Genomic DNA, 22,230 nt, shown 5'->3' with positions numbered 1-22,230 from the left:
GACAATGAGATCCGCATCGGATGCTTCCGAACCCCCGTCCCCGGCACGCTCGCGTCCCGGTGGCCGAACCGCCCGCATCCGAACCCAAGTGCTCGACGCCGTCACCGCCGAGCTGGCCGAACACGGCTACGACGCGCTCAGCATGGACGTGGTCGCGGCCCGCGCGAACGTCCACCGCGCCACGGTGTATCGCCGCTGGCACGACGTCGGCGGCCTGCTCGCCGACCTCTTCGACGCGGCGGGCGGCCGGCAATGGCACCCCCGCGACACCGGCTCCCTACGCGGTGACCTCGCCGCACTCAACCACGAGATCCAGGATTCGTTCACCGAGGTGCCCTCGCTCGCGATGGCGCTGATCGCCGCCTCGTTCCGATCCGAGGAAGCCGCCCGAGCACTGCGTCGCCTCTGGGATGACCGCTACACCCAGTCCGAGATCATCGTCGAGCGCGCGATCGGTCGCGGCGAGCTGCCCTCCGAGGTCGACGCACGAGCCCTCCTGATCGCCGCGACCGCACCGATCTACCACCACCTGGTCCTGTTACGTACCCCACCCGGTCCTCATCTGCCCGACCTCGCGGCGACCAGCGCCGCCCTCGCAGCAGATGCGGGCGCATTCACCCGATGACCCCTCCCACCGATCGGGGACGCGGTCACTGCGAGGACGGCGAGGCGGCACGCGAACGGCTACGTGCGCACCAGCTTCGAGACCCTCGGTCTATACGAGGGTTCCGTGGCCGACGGTGACGTTGCCGTACAGGTTGCGCGCGAAGACCTGAACGGCCTCTCCGTTCCCCGTCGACTGATCGACGGGTTCCATCCGGTTCTGCACACTGCCGTGCAGGGCGTTGACCTCCAGCCGCGCCGCGCTACCCGGCCGGATGCCGACCTCGAGATCGCCCATCGACGTCTCCAGTCGCAGCACCCCTCGCGCGGCCTCGTCGACGCGGATGTTGCCCTTGGCGGTCTTCGCGCTGACCGAACCGCTCGGGCGTTCGACCACGATGTCACCGGCGGACACTTCGAGATCGCACCGGTCGAATTCACCGACGCTCACCAGTCGACCCATCGCGAGGGTCGCGTCGAGAGCGGAGCCGATCGGCACCTCGACGGTCACCGAGACCGACGGGTTGCCACCGAACGGGGTGAAGGACTTCCATTTCTTCGGAGCCTCGACCGTGAGCGTGCCGTCGGCGAACTCGACCCGAAGCTGTTCGGCGGCACGGACATCAGCCTTGCTGGCGGTATCGACCGGGCGGACCTCGACCACAGTGTCGGCGCGATCGGAGGCAACCACGGTGACGTCACCACAGGGCACATCGACGGCGACGGCGACCGGCTGCGGCGTCTGGAAAGTAGGCATCTGTACTCCTAGGCTACGAAGGTTGTACGTAGATGTATACGTACATTGCGTGCTCTCACTATAAGTAGATGTATACGTATAGCGCAAGCGCGAGTTTTCGCCTGTGCACAGATGATCAGGGAGCGAGCCTCGCGACATCGGGCGCGTAGACCGTCATCCAGTGTGGACGCAGGCGGTAGTAGACCACCTCGTTGTCCCAGTCGAAGGCGTCGCCGCCGTAGAAGTCCTGGAAGTACGCCAGCAGTTCCGGCCAGCCCGTGCCGGGCTCGCCGCCCAGCGGGTTGAGGATCTCGACCGTGCCGTGGGTGAACACGCCCAAGTTCTCACCGCGCAAGTGCGCGACGCTGGCAGCGGGCCTGGCCGCGAGGTGGCGCGCCTTCGCGGCAGTGCGCGCCGTGCCGAAGTGCCAGTGTCCGTGCAGGAAATGTCCGTCTACCGCGCTGATCCGAGGTTCACCCTTCGCCGTCACGGTGGACAGCGCGAGGGTGCACATGCCGGTGAGGGTCTGGGTGAGTTCCGCTGCGGTCAGCGTGTTCTCGGCGTCGATGATCGATCGCAAGTGGGATGTGGCGCTGGTGAGCGAGGCGTCGAGAAGCGCCTGAAGTGCTGCGAGATCTTCTGGAGTTTCACGCAAGGCGGTCCCTTATCTGTGGATGGTGCGGCAACGGACGATTCCCATCCTCGACCACAACCTTGACATCTTGTGTCAGGTTTCCGTCCGATCTTCGCCGCCCGACAGGCAGATCGACATTGCCCGGCGAGGGCGTGCATCAACGTCTTCGCGTCGGGGAGTCGGTCGAGGTCCAGCTCCTGACAGCGGCGGCGAGGCGACCGTTGGACAGGCGTTGACAGTGAATTTACTATTTTGTAAATTACTCATACGTCAATAGGAGGAGTCGGCTTGCTGTCCGTGTTCTGGGACCACATCAACAACCCTTTGATCTACGCAGTTCCGTTCTTTCTCGTCTTCATCGCCATCGAAGCGCTGAGTCTGCGCCACGCGGACGCCGAGGACACACCGCGGGCCTACTCGCCCATCGACTCGCGCACCAGCATCACGATGGGTTTCGGTGCGATGGGCGCGATGGCACTGTTCAAGCTCGCGACGCTGTTCGTGTTCGTGATCCTCTACGCCGAGCTGGCGCCGTGGAAGTTGCCCACCGGCTCCTGGTGGTACTGGCCGCTGTTGCTGGTGGTCGTCGATATCGCCTGGTACTGCAATCACCGGTTCTCCCACCGTGTCCGCATCGGCTGGGCCGCACATCAGGCACATCACTCGAGTGAGTACTTCAACCTCGGCACCGCCCTGCGACAGAAGTGGAACCCCTGGTCGGAGGCGATCTTCTGGGCGCCGCTACCCCTGCTGGGCTTCGCACCGTGGACGATCTATGTGGCCTTCGCCTTCAACCTGATATACCAGTTCTTCACCCACACCGAGACGATCGACAAGATGTGGCGCCCGCTCGAATTCGTGTTCAACACCCCGTCCCACCATCGCGTCCATCACGGCAGCGACCCCGAATACCTGGACCGCAACTACGGCGGCATCCTGATCATCTGGGACCGCATGTTCGGCACCTTCCAGGCGGAACTGCACACTCCCACCTACGGTCTCACCACCCCGGTCGGCACCTACAACGTGCTGCGCCTGCAGTACCACGAGTACGCCAACATCGTCCGCGACGTTCGCCGCGCGAGCCGGTGGCGTGACCGGCTCGGCTACGTCTTCGCGCCGCCCGGGTGGCAACCGGCTGTGCGGGAACCCGTGGTGGGTGTCGCGAAGAAGCAGGCGGCATGAATTCCGTCGACGCCGCGGCCCTCGTTCTCCGGCTCACCCTCGGCACCGTCGTCCTCGCTCACGGCATCAATCACGCCTGGGGTGACGGCAAGCTGACCGGCACGGCGGGCTGGTTCGCCTCGATGGGTCTGCGTCCAGGGATGGTGCACGCGGTGCTCGCCACGGTGACCGAGATCGTGGCCGGCCTGCTGCTCATCGTCGGGCTGCTCACGCCTTTCGCCGCGGCCGCGGTTGTCTCGATCATGATGGTCGCCTTGGTCACCGCGCACCGAGACAACGGGTTCTTCATCTTCCGACCCGGCCAGGGCTGGGAGTACACCGCCGTCCTCGCCGCGACTGCCGTGGTCATTGCCATTCTCGGGCCGGGTCGCTGGTCGGTTGATCATCTGGTCGGCATCGCGATGGACGGCACAGCACCGCTGATGATCTCGGTCGTGCTCGGCGTCGTCTCTGCGACGCTGCTGCTCGGTGTGTTCTGGCGGCCCACACCGCGCGACAGCCGCTGAGCGAGGTCAGCCCTCCTTGATGCTGTTCAGGAAGAACTCTCGGATATCGGCGGCGAGCAGGTCGGGAACCTCCATCGCGGCGAAGTGACCGCCTCGGTCGAATTCCGACCAGTGCCTGATGTCGTAGAGCTGCTCGGCCAGCGGGCGCACCGACTGGGTGATGTCATGGGCGAAGACGGCGACGCCCAGAGGCACCGGGCACGGCGCGCTCCCCCTCGCCGATTCGCGGTGTAGCCGTGCCGAGGATGCCGCGGTGGCGGTGAGCCAGTACAGGGAGATATCGGTGAGCATCCGGTCGTCGCTGATCGGTGAGCGTGGATCTGTCCATTGCGCGAAACGTTCGGCGATCCAGGCGAGTTGGCCGACGGGCGAGTCGGTGAGCGCGTAGCCGATGGTCTGCGGGGTGGCGGCCTGGAGCGCCTGGTAGGGCGGTCGATTCGCCATCAGCTGTTTGATCGTGCCAAGTCGCGCTTCGTCGGCGTCGGAGAGTTCGACATCCGGGTTCGGCCGCGTCGGCAGGTAGTTCACATGGACGCCGACAACGGTGTCCGGCGCCACCGCTGCGAGCGACTGGGAGATACCCGAGCCGAAGTCGCCACCCTGCGCGCCGTAACGCTCGTAGCCGAGCCGCCGCATCAACTCGGCCCACGCGCGCGCCACCCGGGCGATGTCCCAGCCGCGCTCGTGGGTCGGCCCGGAGAAGCCGTAGCCCGGAATGGACGGGATCACCAGGTGGAAGTCGCGCGACAGTGGCTCGATCACGTCGAGGAATTCCAGGAACGAGCCGGGCCAGCCGTGGGTGAGGATCAGGGCGAGCGCGTCCGGCTTCGGCGAGCGGACATGGACGAAATGGATGTTCTGGCCGTCGATTTCGGTGGTGAAGTGCGCGAATTCGTTGAGTCTCGCCTCGTGCGCTCGCCAGTCGTAGCCGGTGCGCCAGTATTCGGCGAGTTCCTTCAGCCGCGCCAGCGGGAAGCCGTAGTCCCAGCCGGCATCGGCGAGCTCGTTGGGCCAGCGGGTGCGGGCGAGGCGGTCGTTGAGGTCGTCGATATCAGCCTGGGGGATGTCGACGCGGAACGGCTCGATCATGGTCTCAACTCCTTCGTCTACCCAACGTTCGGGTGACTAATGTTTGTGTGACCAACGATATCGCGATCGTTGGTCACACAAACGATTTGTTAGAGTTGTCACATGCAACACCCACCCGAGCCGACCCCAGCCAGGTGGAAAAGCCTGCCCACCTGGCTACTCACCCAAACAGCGAACCACGCCCACCGCCTGGTCAGCGATGGTTTCGCGGCCGCCGACGCTCGCGGCTACCACTACCGGATCCTGGCCACCCTCGACGAATTCGGTCCAGCCAGCCAAGCCACCCTCGGTCGCCGCAGCGGCATCCACGTCAGCGACATGGTCGCCACCATCAACGAACTCGCCGAACTCGACCTCGTCGACCGCACCCCCGACCCCACCGACCGCCGCCGCAACGTCATCACTCTCACCACCCCGGGCAAACGCCAACTCCGCCGCCTGGAAAAACAACTCGCCCACAGCCAAGAAGAACTCCTCGACCCGCTCTCCCCCGGCGAGCGAGACCAACTGACCGAGCTGCTCTCGAAGCTGCTGGACCACCACGATCAACAAACCGGGAACTCGGACCAGCCGCCGCACTGAATGACCACGGCACACCAATGATGGACACACGCGCAGTGTCGGTCGAGCGACAGCACTGGTTGCGCCTCGTTCGGTGCGGACAGCCGAGCAGGCCGCGCTGAGCGATTACCTGGCTTGCAGGAACTGCCCGGCGTGCACCCTGGTGCCGAATCCTTCGGCGAAAACACCGTATTCGTAGAGCACGTGCCCGGCCACGATCGTGGCCGCGACGGCGCGGTCGTTGCGGTTGACCATGCGGTCGACCCCATCGAGGCCGGGCATGGGCGATTCGGCGTAGGCGGCACTGGAACCGTCGAAGCCGGCAGGGTCGATGATCGCGATATCGGCGCGCGACCCGAGGGTCAGGTGTCCGGCGTCGAGCCCGTACCAATCGGCCAACTCGCCGGTGAGGCGATGCACCGCGGCCTCGAGGGGCATGAATTTGCGGGTGTGTACCCGCTCGAGCATCCGGACCCCGAAGTTGTAGAAGGCCATATTGCGCAGGTGGGCGCCGGAATCAGCGAACCCGACCTGCACTTGGGCCGATTGCTGGAGTCGATCGAGCACATCGTCGCGGTCATTGGCGATGGTGGTGCGCCAGCGCAGGTCCGTACCGTAGGCCACCGCCAGATCCAGCAGCGCGTCGACCGGGGAGACGCCCCGCTCGACCGCGACCGAACCGAACGACTTTCCCACCACCGAGGCGTCCGGGCAGGCCACGATCTCGGCGTCGTGCAGGTCGCGATGCCATACCTTGAAGCCGCTCGCCGTCATCTCCTCGCGGAAGCGCTCTCGGAAGGTTTCATCGTCCAGCAGTTCGCCGCGGGCGATGACCTCACGAATGTTCAACGCCGCCGCACCGGAACCGAATTCCTCGAATACGACCACGTCGATACCGTCGGCATAGACCTCGAACGGGACCGGTAGGTGCTGCCAGCGGAACCCGTCACCGCCGAGTGTGTTGACGATCTTCGCCGCGGCGATCGCCATGCGTACCACGGTGCGGTCGGCCTTGACGTCGGCGGCACTGATGATGGTGGTCTTGAGCGGCTTGCGCTTTCGGCCCATGCTCTGGGCGAAGTAGCGCGCCATCTCCGAGCGTTTGGCGAGATTGGGTGTGCTCTGATGGATCCGGCCACGCGCGCGCAGCAGCGCGTTGAGCGCACCGAATTCGCGCCAACTGGCATAGGTCGAGGGCAGCAACCGTGCCGGCCAGCGGGTCCCCTCCAGCTTGGAGAACGAGCTGCGGATCGTGGAAAGACCGACGAATCCGGCATCGAGGGCGGCGGTCAGCATGGCTTTCATCCGCGCCAGCTCGGCGTCGGTGGGGACGACACCCGGCGAGGTCGCGCGATCCAAACCCATGACCGCGGCACGGATGTCGGAGTGCCCGAGAAATCCGGCGATATTGCAACCGAGCGGTAGTGCGTTGATGGCATCGACGTAGGACTGGGGATCGGTCCAGGTCTTGTGCTCCTTGACCGCGGAATGCACTGCGTCCCAGGGCAATGCCTCGACGCGGGCGAACAGGTCGGCGCAGTCGTCGGCGTCGGCATAGACAGTCGAGAGCGAACAATTGCCGAGCACGACCGAGGTGACTCCGTGCCGCACGCTCTCACCCAGGCCCGGCGATCCCAGGACCTCGGCGTCGTAGTGGGTGTGTACATCGAGCATGCCGGGGATCACCCATTTGCCGGTGGCGTCGATCTCGCGCTCGGCAGTCGCCGACTCGATGGTCCCGAGCGCGACGATCTTGCCTTCACGCACGCCGATATCAGTGCGAACGGGTGCCGACCCCGCACCGTCGAACACGGTGCCGTTGCGGATGACGAGCGAATAGTGCGACATCAGAACCCCTCGATACTGGCGAGTATTGAAATTTCGATACTGGCGAGTATCGTCAGCATGGTGACCACAGTCAACCCCCGAATCCGCACTCCTCGCGCCGAAGTACGGGAAAGAGTCCTGGCCGCGGCCCTGTCCGAGTTCGCAGGCAAAGGGTTCGTCGGCACCACGATCGACGCGATCGCCGACGTCGCCGGATTCACCAAGGGCGCCGTCTACTCCAACTTCGGTTCCAAAGACGACTTGTTCTTCGCGCTGCTCGATCAGCAGATCAGTCGACGGATCGAGGCGGTCACCGCGCTGGCCGACGCCGCAGCCACTCGCCCCACGATCACAGCGATCGGCGATCTGCTGATGCAGGGCATGCTCGACAACCGAGACTGGCAGCTGCTGTTCACCGAATACTGGCTGCGCGCGCTCCGAGACGAGTCCGTCCGCGAGAGATTCGTACAGCACCGTCGTATCGTCCGCGCCGCGATCGCGGCGGCGGTCGAGCGCTTGGATCTCGGAACCGAGATCGACCCCGCCACGACCGCGGTCCTGGTGCTGGCACTCAACAGCGGGCTCTCGATAGAGGAATTCACCGAACCCGGTGTCGTGCCCGCAGACCTGTTCGGCACCGTCCTGCAAGCCGTCACAGCACAGCGATGACACGAGCCCGCCGACTACCTCGGCACCTGGCAGACCAGCATCTCGTTGGCGCCCGCCTGAAATTCGTAGTCGACCTTCGCGATTCGGCTGCTGATACCTGATTCGGCCAGATCGGCGAGCAACTTCTCGAGCTGCGGGTAGCGCTCCGACGAACCGATGGGAGTCAGGGGAAACAGCCGGATCTCGGTGGTGGCGACGCGTGCGAGTTCCATGATGGATTGGTGATGGAAGGTGTAGTCGAGGTCGTCGGCGTAGCTGAAGAGCAGATGGGAGCTCAGGGCCAGGTCGAAGGTGTTGTCGGTGAACGGGAGTGTGGGCAGGCGGCCTGGGATGTAGTGGTGGGGGGAGGTGCGGGTGTGGGTGGCGAAGTGTTGCGCCGACTCGCGGCGGGCGCGGTGGTGTTCGTCGGGGTCGGCGAAGAAGGTCCAGCGGTAGGCGTCGGCGTGCTCGCGGACGTATCTGTTGCCGCGGTCGGCTTCGGCGACCGCGGTGGCGGCCACTCGGTCGAGACCATCGTCGAAATAGGCTACGTCGCAGGCGGTGACATCACCGCCGCGTCGACTGACCTCGGCGGCGAAGCCGGCCGCCCCACCCGGGCAGTCCAGAATTCGGCGCCCGAGATCGTCGTCGGTGAGCGCGAACATCGCCCGGTACTCGTGCAGGGAGCGCGAGCTGACGAGGATCTCGCCGAACCCTCCGATCCCCGTAGACGCGTCGTTGTCGATCATGGTCGTCCTTCCGTTCCAGGGCCGCCTGTGGGGCCGGAACAGATGTCGTCACGACAGATCTGGCCACCCTCGGGGCGGCCGCGCACAACTCGGTCAGCCGCTAGGTCAGCGGCCACCACTGTTGCGCGAACATCATCACCCGGTGATTGAACCACGTGGAAGTTCGCTCGAGTAGGAGATTTTCACCGCTGTAGCGGATCATGTGGCGGTGAATCAAGATCGATTGAGGGTCAGGGCGACGGAATTCGCCGGCACGCTCGAGGTTCGGATGCTGGTGTGGCGTCCGGTCGTGATGATCTGCGGTCTGACATGAATCCGACCGAGCTCGCAGCGGATCTGGATGAGCGACAGTTCGCCCGGTACGAATGTCCCTGCTGCGAAGAGCCGATCGAGCGCACCTGGAACATGGTCACCCGCGACGGAATCGCCTACGCGGCGTACTTCGCCAACAGCTACCACCACACCGACCAGGCCCATGACACCTGGATCGACGTCATCCTCGGAACCTGGGATACCGAATCCGCAGACGATCATGTGACTTTCGGTTGTCGCGTCGGCCCGGTCCAGAGCAACCCGTACCCGGCGGCGACCCTGGTCCAGGCTTGCTTGGACGGATCCGCCGACGACGTCCACGGCGTGGTGCTCTCGCGCGCGGACGGCTTGGTCCACCCCCGCCTCCCGGAGTTCTGGGACGTCGTCGACTTCGTCTTGGCCAACGACCCGACCGTCACCGCACACCTGTACCAGTAGACAAGGGGTCATCCGGTGTGGATGACCCCTTGCGCTCAGTCGAGTGGACTGTGCCCCAGCAGAACTCGGCCGCTGAAGCGAGTCTGCTTCGCGCGAGGCAGTGGGTGGAATTGGCAGCCGTGGATGTCACGGTAGAGGCGTTCGAGGTCGCAGGCGCGGGAATAGCCTGCGCCGCCGGTGGTTTCGATCGCCAGGCGGACGGTGGTGATGAGCGCGTCGGCCGCGACGGTCTTGCGGCTGAGGGTGCGCGCGGCGTAGGCATCGGTGTTGGGGAAGCTCAGGTTCTCCGAGGCGGTGAACATGGCGGTGACGAGGTCCTCGGCGGTGGTGTAGGCGTTGAGCATCTCACCTGCCGACTGGACCGTGTGGGCGTCGGAACGGCCTTCCAGCAGACGCGCGGTGAGCTCGACAGCAGCGTCCGCGACACCGAGATAGGCGGCCAGCACCAGCGGAAGCGCCGCACCGATCACCACATTCAGCACCGGCGGCCACGGACCCGCCGGGCGAGTCATCGAGATCGCGGCATCGGGCACGAACACCTCGTCGAGCACGACCGTGTGCGACCCACTCGCCCGCAAACCGAACGAATCCCAGGTCTTGTCGATGCTCACGCCCGCGGCGGCCAACGGGATCGCGAAATGCAGCACCTCACCGTCGCAGCGGACACTGGTGACGAGCACATCGCCCACCTCACACCCACTCGCGGGCGCCTTACGCGCACTCACCCGATACCCACCCTCGACGCGCACCGCCTGCCCGTTGGAATCGACCCAATCCGAGGCGCCGGTACTGACCAGAATCGCACCGCCGGCCACCTTCGCGAACACCGCCGAAGCGTCCACCCCATGGTTGTGCCGCCACACCTGCGCGGCCACCAGGTGTGAGTGCATCGCGAACGCGACCGCCGTCGACGGATCGTGCCTGCCGAGTTCGCGCAGGATCTCCCCCATCTCCCGATGAGAGGCGCCCCCACCGCCGAACTCGACCGGCACGAGCGCCGCGGAGAGTCCGCTCGCTCGCAATCGATCGAACGCGGCGACAGAGATTTCGCCGGTGCGGTCCCGCTCAGGGACCTCGAGACGCAAGGTTTCACCGATCTCGCGGGCCACCGATACCCGGTCGGTGCTGGACGTGGTGTCAGAAATTGTGGAAGTCATGTTTCGAAGTTAGAAAGCGCCGCGATAACCAGATAGTCCAGAAAGTGGACTCTCCCGGTCCAGAAAGTGGACCCCGTCGGTGCGACGGAGGAGCAATTGCCGACCGCTGAGGTGCCCATGACAATCACGACCGCAGGCTATGGCCAGTACTGTCCGATCTCGCGTGCTCTCGACGTGCTCGGCGAACGCTGGTCGTTGCTCATCCTGCGCGACCTGTTCCTCGGCACCACCCGCTTCAACGACCTCGCCCGCGGCCTGCCGGGCCTGTCGCGCAGCCTGCTCGCCAAACGCCTGCGCCAGTTCGAACGGGCCGGACTCATCGAGAAACTCGGCACCGAACACCTGCTCACCGAAGCAGGCAGCCAGCTCGAGCCCATTCTGTTCGGCCTCGGCGAATGGGGCGCACGCTGGACCTTCGGCGCGCCACAGGAGGAAGAACTCGACGCCGCCCTGCTCGTGTGGTGGATGCACACACGCGTCGACACCTCCATACTGCCGGGCCGACGGCAGGTGCTGCACGTCCGGTTCACCGACGACGTTCGTCGCTTCTGGATCGTGGTCGAAGGCGCGGTGCCCTCGGTGTGTGAGACCGATCCGGGCTATCCCGTCGACGTCACGATCAGCGCGGATGTCGCTGGGCTCTACGAAGTGTGGTTGGGGCGCATGCCGCTCACCCACGCGCAACGCATCGGGCGGATCACCTTCACCGGCCCGCCCGCGCTGACCCGCCGCATGCCCGCGGTGTTGCGGTTGAGTCCGGTGGCCGGATATGTCGCGGCAACTGCGCGCCCCGATCCGCAAGCACGCGCCTCATGAGCCGAAAGGTCTTGCCGTTCAGGTGGATCCGGCTCGCCCGGCGATGCTCATCGCCCAGTGGTACAGCTCTACCGGATCTCCCAGCGTCGCCTGCGATTCAGGCCGCACGAGGACGCCGTTCGCCGCTGACAGCAAGTCGTACAGGCCCAGATAGACCCACTCCCACAGCATGCTGTCGAAGTTGTAGGACATCATCGCCCGTTCGACGCGCCCACGGATCTCGGCGATCTCCTTCGACTCCAGTCCCACCCCGTGCAACCGTGCTTCGGTCGCCCGCTGGTCCTCGGCATCGAACCAGGTGTCGAGGAACGGCTCGAGCAGATCAGCCCAGATATCGAGACGTCGATGGATCGCGATCGCGTTGCGTCGGCAGAAATCGTCCAGCCCGCGACGATGCTCAGCGTGCACGAACAGCGTCTCACCGGTGACGGTGCGCAGATATGGGCGTATCGCGCCCGGATCGGCTTCGCCGATCGCGAATACCGCGATCACGCCGTCGGGATACACCGACGCGCCCGCGAAAGGGTAGTCGACGAACCGGATTTCCGTGTCGGCGATGACCACCTGCATCGGTCCATGATGTCGGCCGGCGCGGGCTCCGACCGGGTGTCATGAACTATATGGAACAAAACGTGGCGGTAATCACTACTTGCCACGTCATGTTGGCAGCCGCCGTAATCAAAACGTTAGGATTCGACCATGGTGCGTACCGGAGCAGTAACCTCAGAGCCGTACGAACCGAATGTACCTCTGCCCCAACAGCATCCGGCCCGTCTCGAACTGGTCAGCGAAGCTCCCGAGACCGCCTCGGCGCCTGATCGGGAGGTCGACGACCACTTCCCGCGCCTGGGCGATACCAGCTTCCTCACCGGCGCTGCCCGCCACCGCCTCGCGGCCTACATCCACACCCAGCTCGCCGAACTCGAAGAGATGCAGTGACCGCACGCCGATGACATAAGCTGCGACACCGGCAACCATCGGCGGCAGAGGCGATTCACGCGGAGGAGTGGCGAGCTTGAGCGACGCATCGGTGGTGCTTCCCGAGCAGGTCCGCACCGAACTGCGCCGAGGAGTGCGCAGCGTCCTCGTCGACACCGCAGCCCTGCGCCTGGTCCGCGAACGCTTCGACGACACCCAGGCAGGCGCACTGCGCCGCTACCTCGAAGCGTCCCAATCGGCGAACACTCTGCGCGCCTACCGGACCGACTGGATCGCCTGGGCAGGCTGGTGCGCGGCCGAACACCGACAGGCCCTGCCCGCCGACCCACTCGACGTAGCCGTCTACCTGGCCGCCTCCGCCGACGCCCGACGAGAAATCGGCACGTGGGCGTTCAGCCCGGCCACCCTGGATCGCAAGTCCGCCGCCATCGCCGCAGTCCACGCCGCCAACGGACTCCCCTCACCGACCCGCTCCGACGTCGTGCGACTCACCCTGCGCGGCATCCGCCGCACCCGTCGCACCCCGCCGACCCGGAAACGACCGGTCCTGCTGCACACCCTCGACCAACTTCTCGCCGAACTCCCCGCACCCGCCTGGCCCACTGAGCCCGCGCGCCGCCGAGACGGTCTGGCGTTGCTGGTCGGCTTCGCCGGCGCACTGCGGCGCAGCGAACTCGCGGGCCTGCGCATCAGCGACGTACACGTACGCACCGACCACACCACCGGCGAACCGCTGCTCGTCGTGCACCTGCCGACAACCAAGACCGACCCGACCGGCGTCGCCGAACAGCGCATCGCCCTACCCCGCGGCAAACACCCACGCACCTGCCCGATCTGTGCGTTCGCCGACTGGGTCCGCCTGCTGGAAGTCCACGCCGACACCGGCGACGAGGGCACACGATCCTGGACAGCGAACAACCTCGCCGCCGACCCCGCGATCCACCGCTGCCACGGCTTCACCGGAACCCGGCTCAGCACCGACACCGACCGCGCGCTGTTCCCCACCATCAACCGGCACGGCTCGATCGGTGCCACCGCGCTGTCCGGCCGGGCCGTGGCCGAACTGGTCAAGCGCTACGCGGCTCGCGCGGGCCTCGACCCCGACCTGTTCTCCGGGCATTCCCTGCGCGCGGGCTTCGCCACCCAGGCCGCCCTCGGCGGCGCCAGCGACCGCGAGATCATGCGCCAAGGCCGCTGGGCCAACCCCCGCACCGTCCACGGCTACATCCGCACCGCGAATCCGCTCGAAGACAACGCCGTCACCAAACTCGGCCTCTGAACCAGCCCGTGCGGCGACAATCGGCCGTCAGTGCCGCAAACGCGATCGAAGCTCGCGAGCCACCGACAATGCCCTCTGATCAGACGATCCGGTCGAGTCGGAAGATGCGGAACTCGCGACCTCCCGAGCGCTGGAACTCCATCTCGTAGCCCGGCCAGAATTCCACGGCCTGGTCCCACACCCGCTTACGCTCGACACCGGCGATCTCGGTGACCGACACCGGGAACGCGGAGCTGCCGTCGAAGCGCGCCGATGCCGTGCGGGCCGCGCGCAGGTTCGCCGACCAGGCCGGATGCTCCGGCTTGCCCCAGTTCGAGCCCACCAGATAGAAGCCGTCGCCGTCGGGCACACACAGCAGCGAGGTGGTGCGCGGCTGTCCCGACTTGCGCCCGACCACCGTGATCTCGATCGACGGGAGCCCGGCCAGATCGAGCACACCCCACCGACCGCCGCTGAGCCTGCGCAACAGCCGCTCGGTCGGCAGAACAACGCCGGCGCCACGCATCACCCAGGGCTGCGACGCGAACACGCGCGCAAAGCCCGGCAAGGGATTCCAAACCATCCCCGAATCCTGGCTCGAGCGAACCCGGTTCGCCCACTCACGACGGTGTGCTGAGAGCCAACTCACTCGGTGCGCTGGACGGCCGATCACCGCAGGCGGACCATAGGGGCATGGACGAGGCCCGAAACGAAGCCCGGCGCACCGCGGCGCAGGCCGAAATCGGCAAACACGGGCGGCTCGTTCGCGGCCCTCGCGACGGCAAGCTGCTCAGCGCGGGCATGCTGCCGTTCTTCCGCCTCCGCACACCGCGTGGGTACGGGATTCTGACCACCACGGGGCGCAAGTCCGGTCTTGCTCGCCCGAAGTGCGTCCGGATCCTGCGCGACGGCGATCGCGCGTACCTGGTCCAGTTGATGCCGCCGCACGTGACGGTTGAGCAGCCCGGCGCGGTCAATTCCTGGCTGCTCAACGTCCGCGCCGATCCGCACGTCACCGTGAAGCTGCCCGACGGCACCCACAGCGGAATTGCCAGGGAGATCACTGACCCGGCCGAACTCGCCACCGCGCGCGCTCTGCTGTGCGACACCGTCTTGCTGGTCGACTTCGGCGAATGCACGCTTCACCTGCGCGGTATGCCCTCACGGGCAAAGATCCGGCGGCTGCACGAGTACTGGTTCGACACCGGTCGTGCGGTAGCCGTAGACCTCGCGGTCTAACGGAAGCCCCTCCTCTGTCTGTGCTGGTGAGTTCACCTCTTCTTTCGAACATGTCGTGAATTGAGCGATGTTTGGGGTCATGATGAGGTCATACATATGTAGATGCGCATATCTACGTAACCACATGTAATTATTGTGACAAGTTCCAGCCTCGCCGCTCCGCCTTAATTCCCCGCACTGTTCCCCTCGATGTCGCACACTGATCTCACTCCCCTCCCCTAGCCCGCCAGGAGTGCCATGCCCTCCCCCAGTGGTCGACGCATCCTCGCTACGTTCGCTGTGGCCGCTTCGGCCCTGCTCACAACCGGCCCCTCCCCCGCTCTCGCCCGACCACCCGCACCGGCCCACCTGGCGCCCCTCGGACCCGAATTCCTGTGGGGCGTGGCAGCTTCCGGCTTTCAGGCCGAAGGTGATGCGCCGGACAGCAATTGGCGCCGCTATGTCGAATCGGGGAGCACGGCCGACCCCTACCTGAACTCGGTGGACTTCCGCACTCGATACCGCTCCGACATCGCCCTTGCCGCGAAACTCGGTGTGCGGGTGTACCGCATCGGCATCGAGTGGGCCCGGGTTCAACCGCAACCCGGAATCTGGGACGAGGCGGCGCTCGCGTTCTACGACGATGTCATCGCGGCCATCACCGAGGCCGGAATGCGGCCGATGCTGACCCTCGACCACTGGGTGTACCCGGGCTGGGCAGCCGACCGCGGCGGCTGGCGCGATCCGGAGATCGTGGCGAACTGGCTGTCCAACGCCCGCCGCGTCGTCGACCGGTACGCCGGCACCGACCCGTTGTGGGTGACGTTCAACGAGCCCACGTTCTATCTGGTCAACGATCTGCGGCACGGCGGCATCGGCGCGGCCGACGTACTGACGATGGGTGAACGAATCACCCAGGCCCACAACAGTATCTACGACTACATCCACGCCGTACACCCCGGCGCTCAGGTGACCAGCAACGTCGCCTACATCCCCAGCGTCGACGACGCGGTCAGCGGACCCCTGCTCGACCGGATCTCCGCCCGCCTGGACTACATCGGCATCGACTATTACTACGGCTTCTCCCCCGCACAGCTGCAAGTCCCCGATCCCGACCGCCTCTGGACGATTCCGCTGCAACCCGAAGGCATCTACTACGCGCTCGACCACTACGCGCGGAAGTTCCCCGGCCGCCCGCTCTACATCGTCGAAAACGGCATCCCCACCGAGAACGGCCGCCCGCGCGCCGACGGCTACACCCGCGCGGATTCGCTCCGCGACACCGTCTACTGGCTGCAGCGCGCCGCCGCCGACGGCATCCCGGTGATGGGCTACAACTACTGGAGCCTGACCGACAACTACGAATGGGGCTCCTACACACCACGTTTCGGCCTATACACCGTCGACGTGCTCACCGACCCGACGCTGACCCGCACACCGACCGACGCGGTCGCGGCCTACCGGGCGATCACCACGGCGGGAGGCGTCGGCCCCGACTACCGGCCGACGCGCCCCGTCGCTGCGTGCTCGCTCGTCGACGGACTCGCCAGTTGCACCGATCCGGTGTCGGTCCCCCGGTAGGGGTTTGAAGCGTCAACGTTTGCTCTACACTCGGGCGGGTGTCGAGCACAGCGTCACGCCCCTCCAGCGCCGTGAGCGGCAGGCAAGCCCGATGGCAGCCGCACAACGACAGCCGCCGGGAGCGGATCGTGCTGGCCGCGGTCGAGCTGATCGAACAGGCGCCCGCCGGCGTCGAGGTGCCGATCATCCAGATCGCCGAGCACGCGGGGCTCGCGAAATCGGTGGTCTACCGGCAGTTCGCCGGTCGCGACGAGCTGGATCGCCGGATCAGGAGCGAGATCGCCGACCGTTTCGTCGCCGACATCGAGGACGCGCTCGACATCGCCGAGGGCTCCATCCACGAAATCCTGGTGCGCACGATCGGCGGCGTCGTCACCTGGATCCAGGATCACCCCCGATTACACGAGTTCCTGCGGACCGGGCCGTCGGAGGCCGATCCCGATATCGACGCGATGAGCGCGCTGATCGCCACTATCGCGGGGTCGACCCGGGCTCTGGTCACCGGCCTGGCCGGGGTGGTCGGCGTGACCGACGAAGCCTCGGCCGACACGATGACCTTCGCCATCGTGTCGATGACCGAGGCCACCGTCACCCGCTGGGCCAACGACCCCGAGCCCGCCCTCACCAGGGATCAGCTCATCGAGGAAGTCGCCTCCTACGCCTGGCACGTGGTCGACGGCGTCGCCCGCCGCCACGGCCTGAACCTCGATCCCGATCAGCAACTCACCGAGATCATCACCCAACGCGTCGCCGGCAACTGAATCGCCGCCGGGATCCGCTCACGCGGCGCGGCGCGCGCTGCGCTCTGGCTCGCTGCGGTAGCGCGACGCCGGCCCGTCGATACCGAACTTGCGCCACAGCCACTTGGCGGTCGGGTTCATCAGACCGAGGTCATTGGCCAGTTTGCGCATATCGCCGAAGTAGCCCGACAGGATCTGCTGGGAATGCTCCGACTTCCAGAACGCCTGCTCGATGACCTCGCGCGGAATGTCGAACTCGCGCTCGAACGACCGCGGCGGCGCCATGATCTCGTTGGCCAGCCAGCGCATCGCGATCGGGAAGGCCACCGAGCAGACGCCGCGATTGAACTTGCCCATCCGCCCGATGTGCGCGGTGAGGAAGTCACCGGCGAAGGAGATGTGACGCGCTTCCTCGGCGATATGGATCTCCATGGTGCGCAACACCATCGGCGGCATCGTCGCGCCCGCGCGGATGACGGCCTTCTGGTAGTGATCGATCGGTTCCTCGCCGCCGAGGATGCCGATGAACAGGATCGTGTGGGCGTAGCCGCCCGCCACACCGATCAGCGGCGACAACGCGCGAAACATCGGCCGCATGCCGGGCACGTCGACGTCGATGCGGTTGACCAGCTCCTGGAACATCTGGATGTGGTTGCACTCTTCGGTCATCTCGTGCAAGCAGTACCGGAACTCGGGCGACCCGTTCGGCAGCTTCATGATGTATTGCATCATGCCGCGGATCAGGATGCTCTCGAAGGCGGCGCCGACCTTGATCGAATTGGCTGTGCGCCATTTGCCGATCTCGATGCGCCGGTCCAGCGGTTGATCGCGGTACCACTGCGTAGCGCCGAGCGGGTCGATCTCCGGCGAGAGGACCCACCGCACGTCGTTCGGGTCAAGGGCGAGCTCGGGTGAATCCCAGTCGATATCGAGGTAGGGATCGAAATGACGGTCGACAGAACCCTGTGACAGGGTTGCCAGCGCCTCTCGGTACTCCTCGGTGATGGGTCCGCCACGGCTCGATTCGGTCAGCGTCATCGGTGCCTCCTCGGTTCGCGTCCGGCGCGCACGGCACTGTTATCGCCGTCACACCGTTCCCCGAGAATAACTGAGACCGTCAGTCCCACACAACCCTGGCGCGATAACGTTTTCTCCCCGCCTACTCGACGAGCAGCACCACCAACTGACGAGCCAGCTCGACATCACCGGGACCACCGAGCCAGATCAGTGGGCGACGTTGATCGAGATGGTCCAGCGCTTCGGGCAGGGATACGAAAACGCGATCGGCGCGCACGACGCAGACCTGGGGCACGGACTCAGAGACAGCGGGTCCACCATCGACATCGAGTGCCAGCGAACCGGTCGAGGCGTCGCCTGCCACCGCATCGCGAACCACCGCGTCACCGGACTCGACCGAATCCGAACCGCTGTGCACGACCTGATGACCCGGCGCGCCGGCCCAGTGATCCAGCCACGCCGGGCCCGGCTCGACCGCGGCGAGCACTGTCTGCACGCTCATGCCGTAGAGGACGTCGGCGACCGCGGCGGGCAGGCCCGCTACATCGACGGTGCGCACCAGCGATCCGTACTCGCGCAATCGGTCGACGAACCGCTCGAGCACCTCGGCCCGCTCGGTCGGATCCACGATCGCGTGCCTGCCCGCGGATCGACGCATGGGTACCCGGCGCTCGTCCTCGGGCAGGTCGAGCAGCCCGTCACGGACTCGGCGCAAGATCTCCTCGCGAGAATTCACTCGGGCACTCTCCTTCGTTGGCGACGCCGATGTCGCCGTTCACACATTCCCTCTCCCCACATACCGCGGGAACTCTTCAATTCGCTACCGTACCGACCGGTCCACATGATCCGGGCGCGGCACGACGAAGCCCAGCAGAAGCAGAAGCTGGTCGATGTTCAGGTCGAAGATCTCCGCCCGATCAGCGAAGGTGTCGCGCCCGTACATGTCGAACACGTCGAAGTTCACGGCACCGAAGAGCGTGGTCCACGCGGTGAGGGCGGACGCGATCACCCGATCGGGGGCGGCGAGGCCGAACTGCTCGCGGATCGTCGCGAAATCGGCAGCCGTCCGCGAAGAGATCGCGGGCTCGAGCACGGGGCCGTTGAGCTGACCCAGTCGGTAGGCACCATCGACGATGCCCAGCAGAATCGCGATCACGCGCACGCCCGGCGCTTCCGTGTCGGCCGCCGGTGCGGCATAGCCGGGGACGGGGGTACCGAAGAGCAGGCCGTACCAGGCGGGTTCGGCCAGCGCCCACCCCCGTACCGCTCGCGCGGCGACCCGGAAGCGGGTCGCGGGGTCGTCGGGTGCGTCGAGCAGGGCCGCGTCCACCGCGTCGCCCAGTGCGTTGTAGCCGTCGACCACCAGCATGGTCAGCAGTTCTTCGCGGCTGCGGACATACCGGTACACCGCCGACGACACCACGCCCAGATCGCGGGCAACCGCGCGCAACGACAACGCCGCCGCACCCTGCGTGGCCAGATGCTCGCGGCCGATGCGTTTGATGTCGGCGATCGTCTGCGCGCGGGCCAGTGCGCGCGGACCCGGCTGGTCGGAGCTCATCGTCCGATCATCGCCCACTCACGGCGCGGGCCGGATCCCGGCGTCCGGCCGTGTCGTCCTCGGCGGCGGCGCGTTCGATCTCGGCGGCCAAGGTCGCGCCGCCGACCGCCCAGGCCGTCGCCAGCAATCGGTCGCGGAAGCGGCTCAGGTCCACGCCCACCCCTTCACCGCCGTACCCGGTGCCCGAGGCATCGCGCACCGTGCCGACCACCTCGTCGGCGAGATCGGCGATGCGCGACTGGATCAGCGTCCGCAAGACCCCGCTGAGCGTGACGTCGATACCCACGTCGTAGAGGACCAGTGCGGCCTTGAGCATCGTGCGGTCCGCGACGAACCATCGGTGGCCGCGTCGTTCCAGGTACCCCGCCGCGGCGAGTTCGGTGAGCACATCGGTGCCACGCTCCCCCAGCATCGCGGCGAGTTCGGCATCGTCGAGGTAGGACGAGCGTTCGATCGACTGTCCCGCGCGCGGATCGAACAGCGTGCGCCAGTCGCCTGCCTGCGGTTCGGTGTCGAATACCTCACGGATGGCGTCCAGCCGCAGCCCGCGTGCCTGCATGGCGACGATGTCGCGCAGCCGGTCCAAGTGCTCGTCGGTGTAGACGACTTCCTTGCCCGCTCGGCCGGGTTTCGGCAGCACGCCGAGCGAGTGGTAGTAGCGGATGGTGCGCGACGCCACGCCGCTGACGTCGGCGAGTTCCGCTCGGGTGTATCGGGCCACCCGACCAGCATAGGTGGGCTCGGAGCCAACGTTGACAGCTCTGGCTGTCGCCATTAGCGTTACCCGCGTCACTGTCGACACCGATCGAGGAGCTCCCCCATGCCCGAGCGCACCACCGATTTCGACGTTCTGATCGTCGGTTCCGGCTTCGGTGGCAGTGTCACCGCACTGCGGCTGGTGGAGAAGGGCTACAAGGTCGGCGTCATCGAAGCCGGTCGCCGCTTCGCCGATGACGAACTACCCAAGACCAGCTGGGACCTGCGCAAATTCGTGTGGGCGCCGAAGCTCGGCTGCTACGGCATCCAGCGCATCCACCCGCTGCGCGACGTCCTGATCCTGGGCGGCGCCGGCGTCGGCGGTGGCTCGCTGAACTACGCCAACACTCTCTACGTGCCGCCGGAGCCGTTCTTCCAGGACCCGCAGTGGCGCGAGATCACCGACTGGCGCAGCGAGCTCACTCCCTATTACGAGCAAGCGAAGAAAATGCTCGGTGTGGTGACGAATCCCCACATGACTCCCGCCGACGAGATCTTCAAGGCCGTCGCCGAGGACATGGGTGTGGGCGAGACGTTCGTGCAGACACCCGTCGGGGTGTTCTTCGGTACGCCAGGCAAGACCGAGGCCGACCCCTACTTCGGTGGTGCCGGCCCCGAGCGCACCGGCTGCGTGGAATGCGGCGACTGCATGGTCGGCTGTAAGTTCGGCGCCAAGAACACCCTGGTGAAGAACTACCTCTATCTCGCGGAACAGGCCGGCGCACAGGTCATTCCGATGACCACGGTGTCGTCGCTGCGACCGCTGCCCGACGGCACCTGGGATGTGGCCACCGAGCGCACCGGCGCCTGGGTGCGCAAGGCGCCCAAGACCGTGACCGCCAAGCATGTCGTGCTCGCGGCGGGCACGCTCGGCACGCAGAAGTTGCTGCACGCGATGCGCGACGAAGGTGCGCTGCCGAACCTCTCGGACAAGCTCGGCCTGCTCACCCGCACGAACTCCGAGTCGATCGTCGGTGCCGCGACCAAGACGCTCGGGCCCGACCAGGACTTCACCAAGGGCGTCGCGATCACCTCGTCGATCCACCCCACCCCCGACACCCACGTCGAGCCGGTGCGCTACGGCAAAGGCTCGAACTCGATGGGCATGCTGCAAACGCTCATGGTCGACGGCGGCGGGCGGGTGCCGCGGTGGCTGCGGTTCCTGGGCCTCGTGCTGTCCAACCCCCTGATCTTCCTGCGCTTCATGAGTGTGAAGAACTGGAGCGAGCGCACGATCATCTCCCTCGTCATGCAGCACCTGGACAACTCGATCACCACCTACACCAAGCGCGGACTGTTCGGTGGCCGCAAGCTGACCTCCAAACAGGGCCACGGACAACCGAACCCGACCTGGATCCCGGCGGGCAACGATGTGACCCGCCGGGTCGCGGAGAAGATCGGCGGCGTCGCCGGTGGTACCTGGGGTGATGTGTTCAATGTGCCGATGACCGCGCACTTCCTCGGCGGCGCGGCGATCGGCGCCGACCGTGAGCACGGCGTGATCGACGCCTACCACCGCGTGTACGGCTACCCGACGCTCAGCGTCGTCGACGGAGCCGCCGTGTCGGCCAACCTCGGCGTGAACCCGTCGCTCACCATCACCGCGCAGGCCGAGCGCGCAGCCGCCTACTGGCCGAACAAGGGCGAACTCGACACCCGCCCCGAACAGGACGCCGGCTACACCAAGATCGCCCCGGTCCGCCCCAACCAGCCGGTCGTGCCCGCGGGCGCACCTGCCGCCCTGGTCCTGCCGATCGTCGAGATCCGCAGCTCGGAGAAGACCGCGGGCTGATTCGAACGAACCCGGCCCCGGGGGGGGCGGGGTGGAACACCCCCCCCCGGGGGCGGGCGATTTGGGATTCAGGAAAGGGTATAAGATTGGTAAGATTAAAAAAAAAA

The 22,230-nt window shown here is 66.4% G+C and carries 25 protein-coding genes; 13 read left to right on the top strand and 12 right to left on the bottom strand.

Annotated elements, in window-relative coordinates; all coding sequences use genetic code 11:
* Window positions 1-4 precede the first annotated feature (4 nt).
* Entirely contained in the window at window positions 5-625 is a 621-nt protein-coding gene (locus tag ACFQ9R_RS17170; protein ID WP_378991673.1) for a TetR/AcrR family transcriptional regulator, read from the top strand.
* Window positions 626-715: 90 nt separating this feature from the next.
* On the opposite strand, the gene ACFQ9R_RS17165 is transcribed toward ACFQ9R_RS17170, so the two are convergent.
* Together ACFQ9R_RS17165 and ACFQ9R_RS17160 are read right to left on the bottom strand one after the other, a co-directional pair.
* Window positions 716-1,360 carry a hypothetical protein gene (locus ACFQ9R_RS17165; RefSeq protein ID WP_378991672.1) on the bottom strand — a complete coding sequence of 215 codons (645 nt, stop codon included), beginning with the start codon at window positions 1,358-1,360 and terminating at the stop codon, window positions 716-718.
* Between the two features lie 115 nt (window positions 1,361-1,475).
* A complete protein-coding gene (locus ACFQ9R_RS17160) occupies window positions 1,476-1,994 on the bottom strand; it encodes a pyridoxamine 5'-phosphate oxidase family protein (RefSeq protein WP_378991671.1) in 519 nt (172 codons plus the stop codon).
* 276 nt (window positions 1,995-2,270) lie between these two features.
* Between ACFQ9R_RS17160 and ACFQ9R_RS17155 the strand changes: the two genes are divergently transcribed.
* Both ACFQ9R_RS17155 and ACFQ9R_RS17150 read left to right on the top strand, forming a co-directional pair.
* A complete protein-coding gene (locus ACFQ9R_RS17155; RefSeq protein WP_378992040.1) occupies window positions 2,271-3,158 on the top strand; it encodes a sterol desaturase family protein in 888 nt (295 codons plus the stop codon).
* Window positions 3,155-3,664, top strand: coding sequence for a DoxX family protein (locus ACFQ9R_RS17150; protein WP_378991670.1), 510 nt, complete (start codon window positions 3,155-3,157; stop codon window positions 3,662-3,664). Before ACFQ9R_RS17155 ends, ACFQ9R_RS17150 begins: the two co-directional genes overlap by 4 nt.
* 6 nt (window positions 3,665-3,670) lie before the next feature.
* Here the strand turns inward: ACFQ9R_RS17150 and ACFQ9R_RS17145 are convergent, their stop codons facing one another.
* A complete protein-coding gene (locus ACFQ9R_RS17145) occupies window positions 3,671-4,753 on the bottom strand; it encodes an epoxide hydrolase family protein (RefSeq protein ID WP_378991669.1) in 1,083 nt (360 codons plus the stop codon).
* A gap of 102 nt (window positions 4,754-4,855) precedes the next feature.
* On the opposite strand from ACFQ9R_RS17145, the gene ACFQ9R_RS17140 reads away from it, so the two are divergent.
* Window positions 4,856-5,335 (top strand): MarR family winged helix-turn-helix transcriptional regulator, encoded by a 480-nt coding sequence (locus ACFQ9R_RS17140; protein WP_378991667.1) that lies wholly within the window; start codon window positions 4,856-4,858, stop codon window positions 5,333-5,335.
* A 105-nt stretch (window positions 5,336-5,440) separates the two neighbouring features.
* Here the strand turns inward: ACFQ9R_RS17140 and ACFQ9R_RS17135 are convergent, their stop codons facing one another.
* Window positions 5,441-7,162: an amidohydrolase family protein gene (locus ACFQ9R_RS17135; RefSeq protein ID WP_378991666.1), complete on the bottom strand. Its 1,722-nt coding sequence runs from the start codon at window positions 7,160-7,162 to the stop codon at window positions 5,441-5,443.
* 60 nt (window positions 7,163-7,222) lie between these two features.
* Between ACFQ9R_RS17135 and ACFQ9R_RS17130 the strand changes: the two genes are divergently transcribed.
* Window positions 7,223-7,810 carry a TetR/AcrR family transcriptional regulator gene (locus tag ACFQ9R_RS17130; protein WP_378991665.1) on the top strand — a complete coding sequence of 196 codons (588 nt, stop codon included), beginning with the start codon at window positions 7,223-7,225 and terminating at the stop codon, window positions 7,808-7,810.
* A 14-nt stretch (window positions 7,811-7,824) separates the two neighbouring features.
* On the opposite strand, the gene ACFQ9R_RS17125 is transcribed toward ACFQ9R_RS17130, so the two are convergent.
* Entirely contained in the window at window positions 7,825-8,538 is a 714-nt protein-coding gene (locus tag ACFQ9R_RS17125; RefSeq protein ID WP_378991664.1) for a hypothetical protein, read from the bottom strand.
* A 309-nt stretch (window positions 8,539-8,847) separates the two neighbouring features.
* Here ACFQ9R_RS17125 and ACFQ9R_RS17120 point away from each other — a divergent pair, with 309 nt between their 5' ends.
* Window positions 8,848-9,288, top strand: coding sequence for a hypothetical protein (locus tag ACFQ9R_RS17120; RefSeq protein WP_378991663.1), 441 nt, complete (start codon window positions 8,848-8,850; stop codon window positions 9,286-9,288).
* A gap of 35 nt (window positions 9,289-9,323) precedes the next feature.
* Here the strand turns inward: ACFQ9R_RS17120 and ACFQ9R_RS17115 are convergent, their stop codons facing one another.
* Window positions 9,324-10,445: an acyl-CoA dehydrogenase family protein gene (locus tag ACFQ9R_RS17115; RefSeq protein WP_378991662.1), complete on the bottom strand. Its 1,122-nt coding sequence runs from the start codon at window positions 10,443-10,445 to the stop codon at window positions 9,324-9,326.
* Between the two features lie 117 nt (window positions 10,446-10,562).
* Here ACFQ9R_RS17115 and ACFQ9R_RS17110 point away from each other — a divergent pair, with 117 nt between their 5' ends.
* Window positions 10,563-11,261 (top strand): winged helix-turn-helix transcriptional regulator, encoded by a 699-nt coding sequence (locus ACFQ9R_RS17110; RefSeq protein WP_378991660.1) that lies wholly within the window; start codon window positions 10,563-10,565, stop codon window positions 11,259-11,261.
* Window positions 11,262-11,279: 18 nt separating this feature from the next.
* Here the strand turns inward: ACFQ9R_RS17110 and ACFQ9R_RS17105 are convergent, their stop codons facing one another.
* Entirely contained in the window at window positions 11,280-11,831 is a 552-nt protein-coding gene (locus tag ACFQ9R_RS17105) for a hypothetical protein (protein ID WP_378991659.1), read from the bottom strand.
* A 129-nt stretch (window positions 11,832-11,960) separates the two neighbouring features.
* On the opposite strand from ACFQ9R_RS17105, the gene ACFQ9R_RS17100 reads away from it, so the two are divergent.
* Complete coding sequence (locus ACFQ9R_RS17100; RefSeq protein ID WP_378991658.1) at window positions 11,961-12,200, top strand: hypothetical protein; 240 nt, start codon at window positions 11,961-11,963, stop codon at window positions 12,198-12,200.
* Window positions 12,201-12,276: 76 nt separating this feature from the next.
* Window positions 12,277-13,479, top strand: a complete 1,203-nt coding sequence (locus ACFQ9R_RS17095) for a site-specific integrase (protein ID WP_378991656.1) — start codon at window positions 12,277-12,279, stop codon at window positions 13,477-13,479.
* A gap of 79 nt (window positions 13,480-13,558) precedes the next feature.
* Here ACFQ9R_RS17095 and ACFQ9R_RS17090 read toward each other — a convergent pair whose 3' ends face one another.
* A complete protein-coding gene (locus ACFQ9R_RS17090) occupies window positions 13,559-14,041 on the bottom strand; it encodes a nitroreductase family deazaflavin-dependent oxidoreductase (RefSeq protein WP_378991654.1) in 483 nt (160 codons plus the stop codon).
* A gap of 110 nt (window positions 14,042-14,151) precedes the next feature.
* Here ACFQ9R_RS17090 and ACFQ9R_RS17085 point away from each other — a divergent pair, with 110 nt between their 5' ends.
* From ACFQ9R_RS17085 to ACFQ9R_RS17075, 3 genes are all read left to right on the top strand, one after another.
* Window positions 14,152-14,697 (top strand): nitroreductase/quinone reductase family protein, encoded by a 546-nt coding sequence (locus ACFQ9R_RS17085; RefSeq protein WP_378991652.1) that lies wholly within the window; start codon window positions 14,152-14,154, stop codon window positions 14,695-14,697.
* A 237-nt stretch (window positions 14,698-14,934) separates the two neighbouring features.
* Window positions 14,935-16,257 carry a family 1 glycosylhydrolase gene (locus ACFQ9R_RS17080; protein ID WP_378991651.1) on the top strand — a complete coding sequence of 441 codons (1,323 nt, stop codon included), beginning with the start codon at window positions 14,935-14,937 and terminating at the stop codon, window positions 16,255-16,257.
* A 38-nt stretch (window positions 16,258-16,295) separates the two neighbouring features.
* Complete coding sequence (locus ACFQ9R_RS17075) at window positions 16,296-17,018, top strand: TetR/AcrR family transcriptional regulator (protein WP_378991650.1); 723 nt, start codon at window positions 16,296-16,298, stop codon at window positions 17,016-17,018.
* Between the two features lie 18 nt (window positions 17,019-17,036).
* On the opposite strand, the gene ACFQ9R_RS17070 is transcribed toward ACFQ9R_RS17075, so the two are convergent.
* The 4 genes from ACFQ9R_RS17070 to ACFQ9R_RS17055 form a co-directional block, all read right to left on the bottom strand.
* Window positions 17,037-18,035 carry a diiron oxygenase gene (locus ACFQ9R_RS17070; RefSeq protein WP_378991648.1) on the bottom strand — a complete coding sequence of 333 codons (999 nt, stop codon included), beginning with the start codon at window positions 18,033-18,035 and terminating at the stop codon, window positions 17,037-17,039.
* A gap of 121 nt (window positions 18,036-18,156) precedes the next feature.
* Window positions 18,157-18,750: a hypothetical protein gene (locus ACFQ9R_RS17065; protein ID WP_378991646.1), complete on the bottom strand. Its 594-nt coding sequence runs from the start codon at window positions 18,748-18,750 to the stop codon at window positions 18,157-18,159.
* Window positions 18,751-18,834: 84 nt separating this feature from the next.
* Window positions 18,835-19,575: a TetR/AcrR family transcriptional regulator gene (locus tag ACFQ9R_RS17060; protein ID WP_378991644.1), complete on the bottom strand. Its 741-nt coding sequence runs from the start codon at window positions 19,573-19,575 to the stop codon at window positions 18,835-18,837.
* A 7-nt stretch (window positions 19,576-19,582) separates the two neighbouring features.
* Entirely contained in the window at window positions 19,583-20,296 is a 714-nt protein-coding gene (locus ACFQ9R_RS17055; RefSeq protein ID WP_378991643.1) for a MerR family transcriptional regulator, read from the bottom strand.
* Window positions 20,297-20,395: 99 nt separating this feature from the next.
* Here ACFQ9R_RS17055 and ACFQ9R_RS17050 point away from each other — a divergent pair, with 99 nt between their 5' ends.
* A complete protein-coding gene (locus ACFQ9R_RS17050) occupies window positions 20,396-22,123 on the top strand; it encodes a GMC oxidoreductase (protein WP_378991642.1) in 1,728 nt (575 codons plus the stop codon).
* Window positions 22,124-22,230: the final 107 nt, after the last annotated feature.

It is taken from the genome of Nocardia sp. NPDC056541 (genome assembly GCF_042794235.1).
In the GTDB taxonomy this organism is placed as follows: Bacteria; Actinomycetota; Actinomycetes; order Mycobacteriales; family Mycobacteriaceae; genus Nocardia.
Note: the sequence above shows the minus strand (reverse complement) of the source record. Positions and strands in the feature narration are given on the sequence as shown.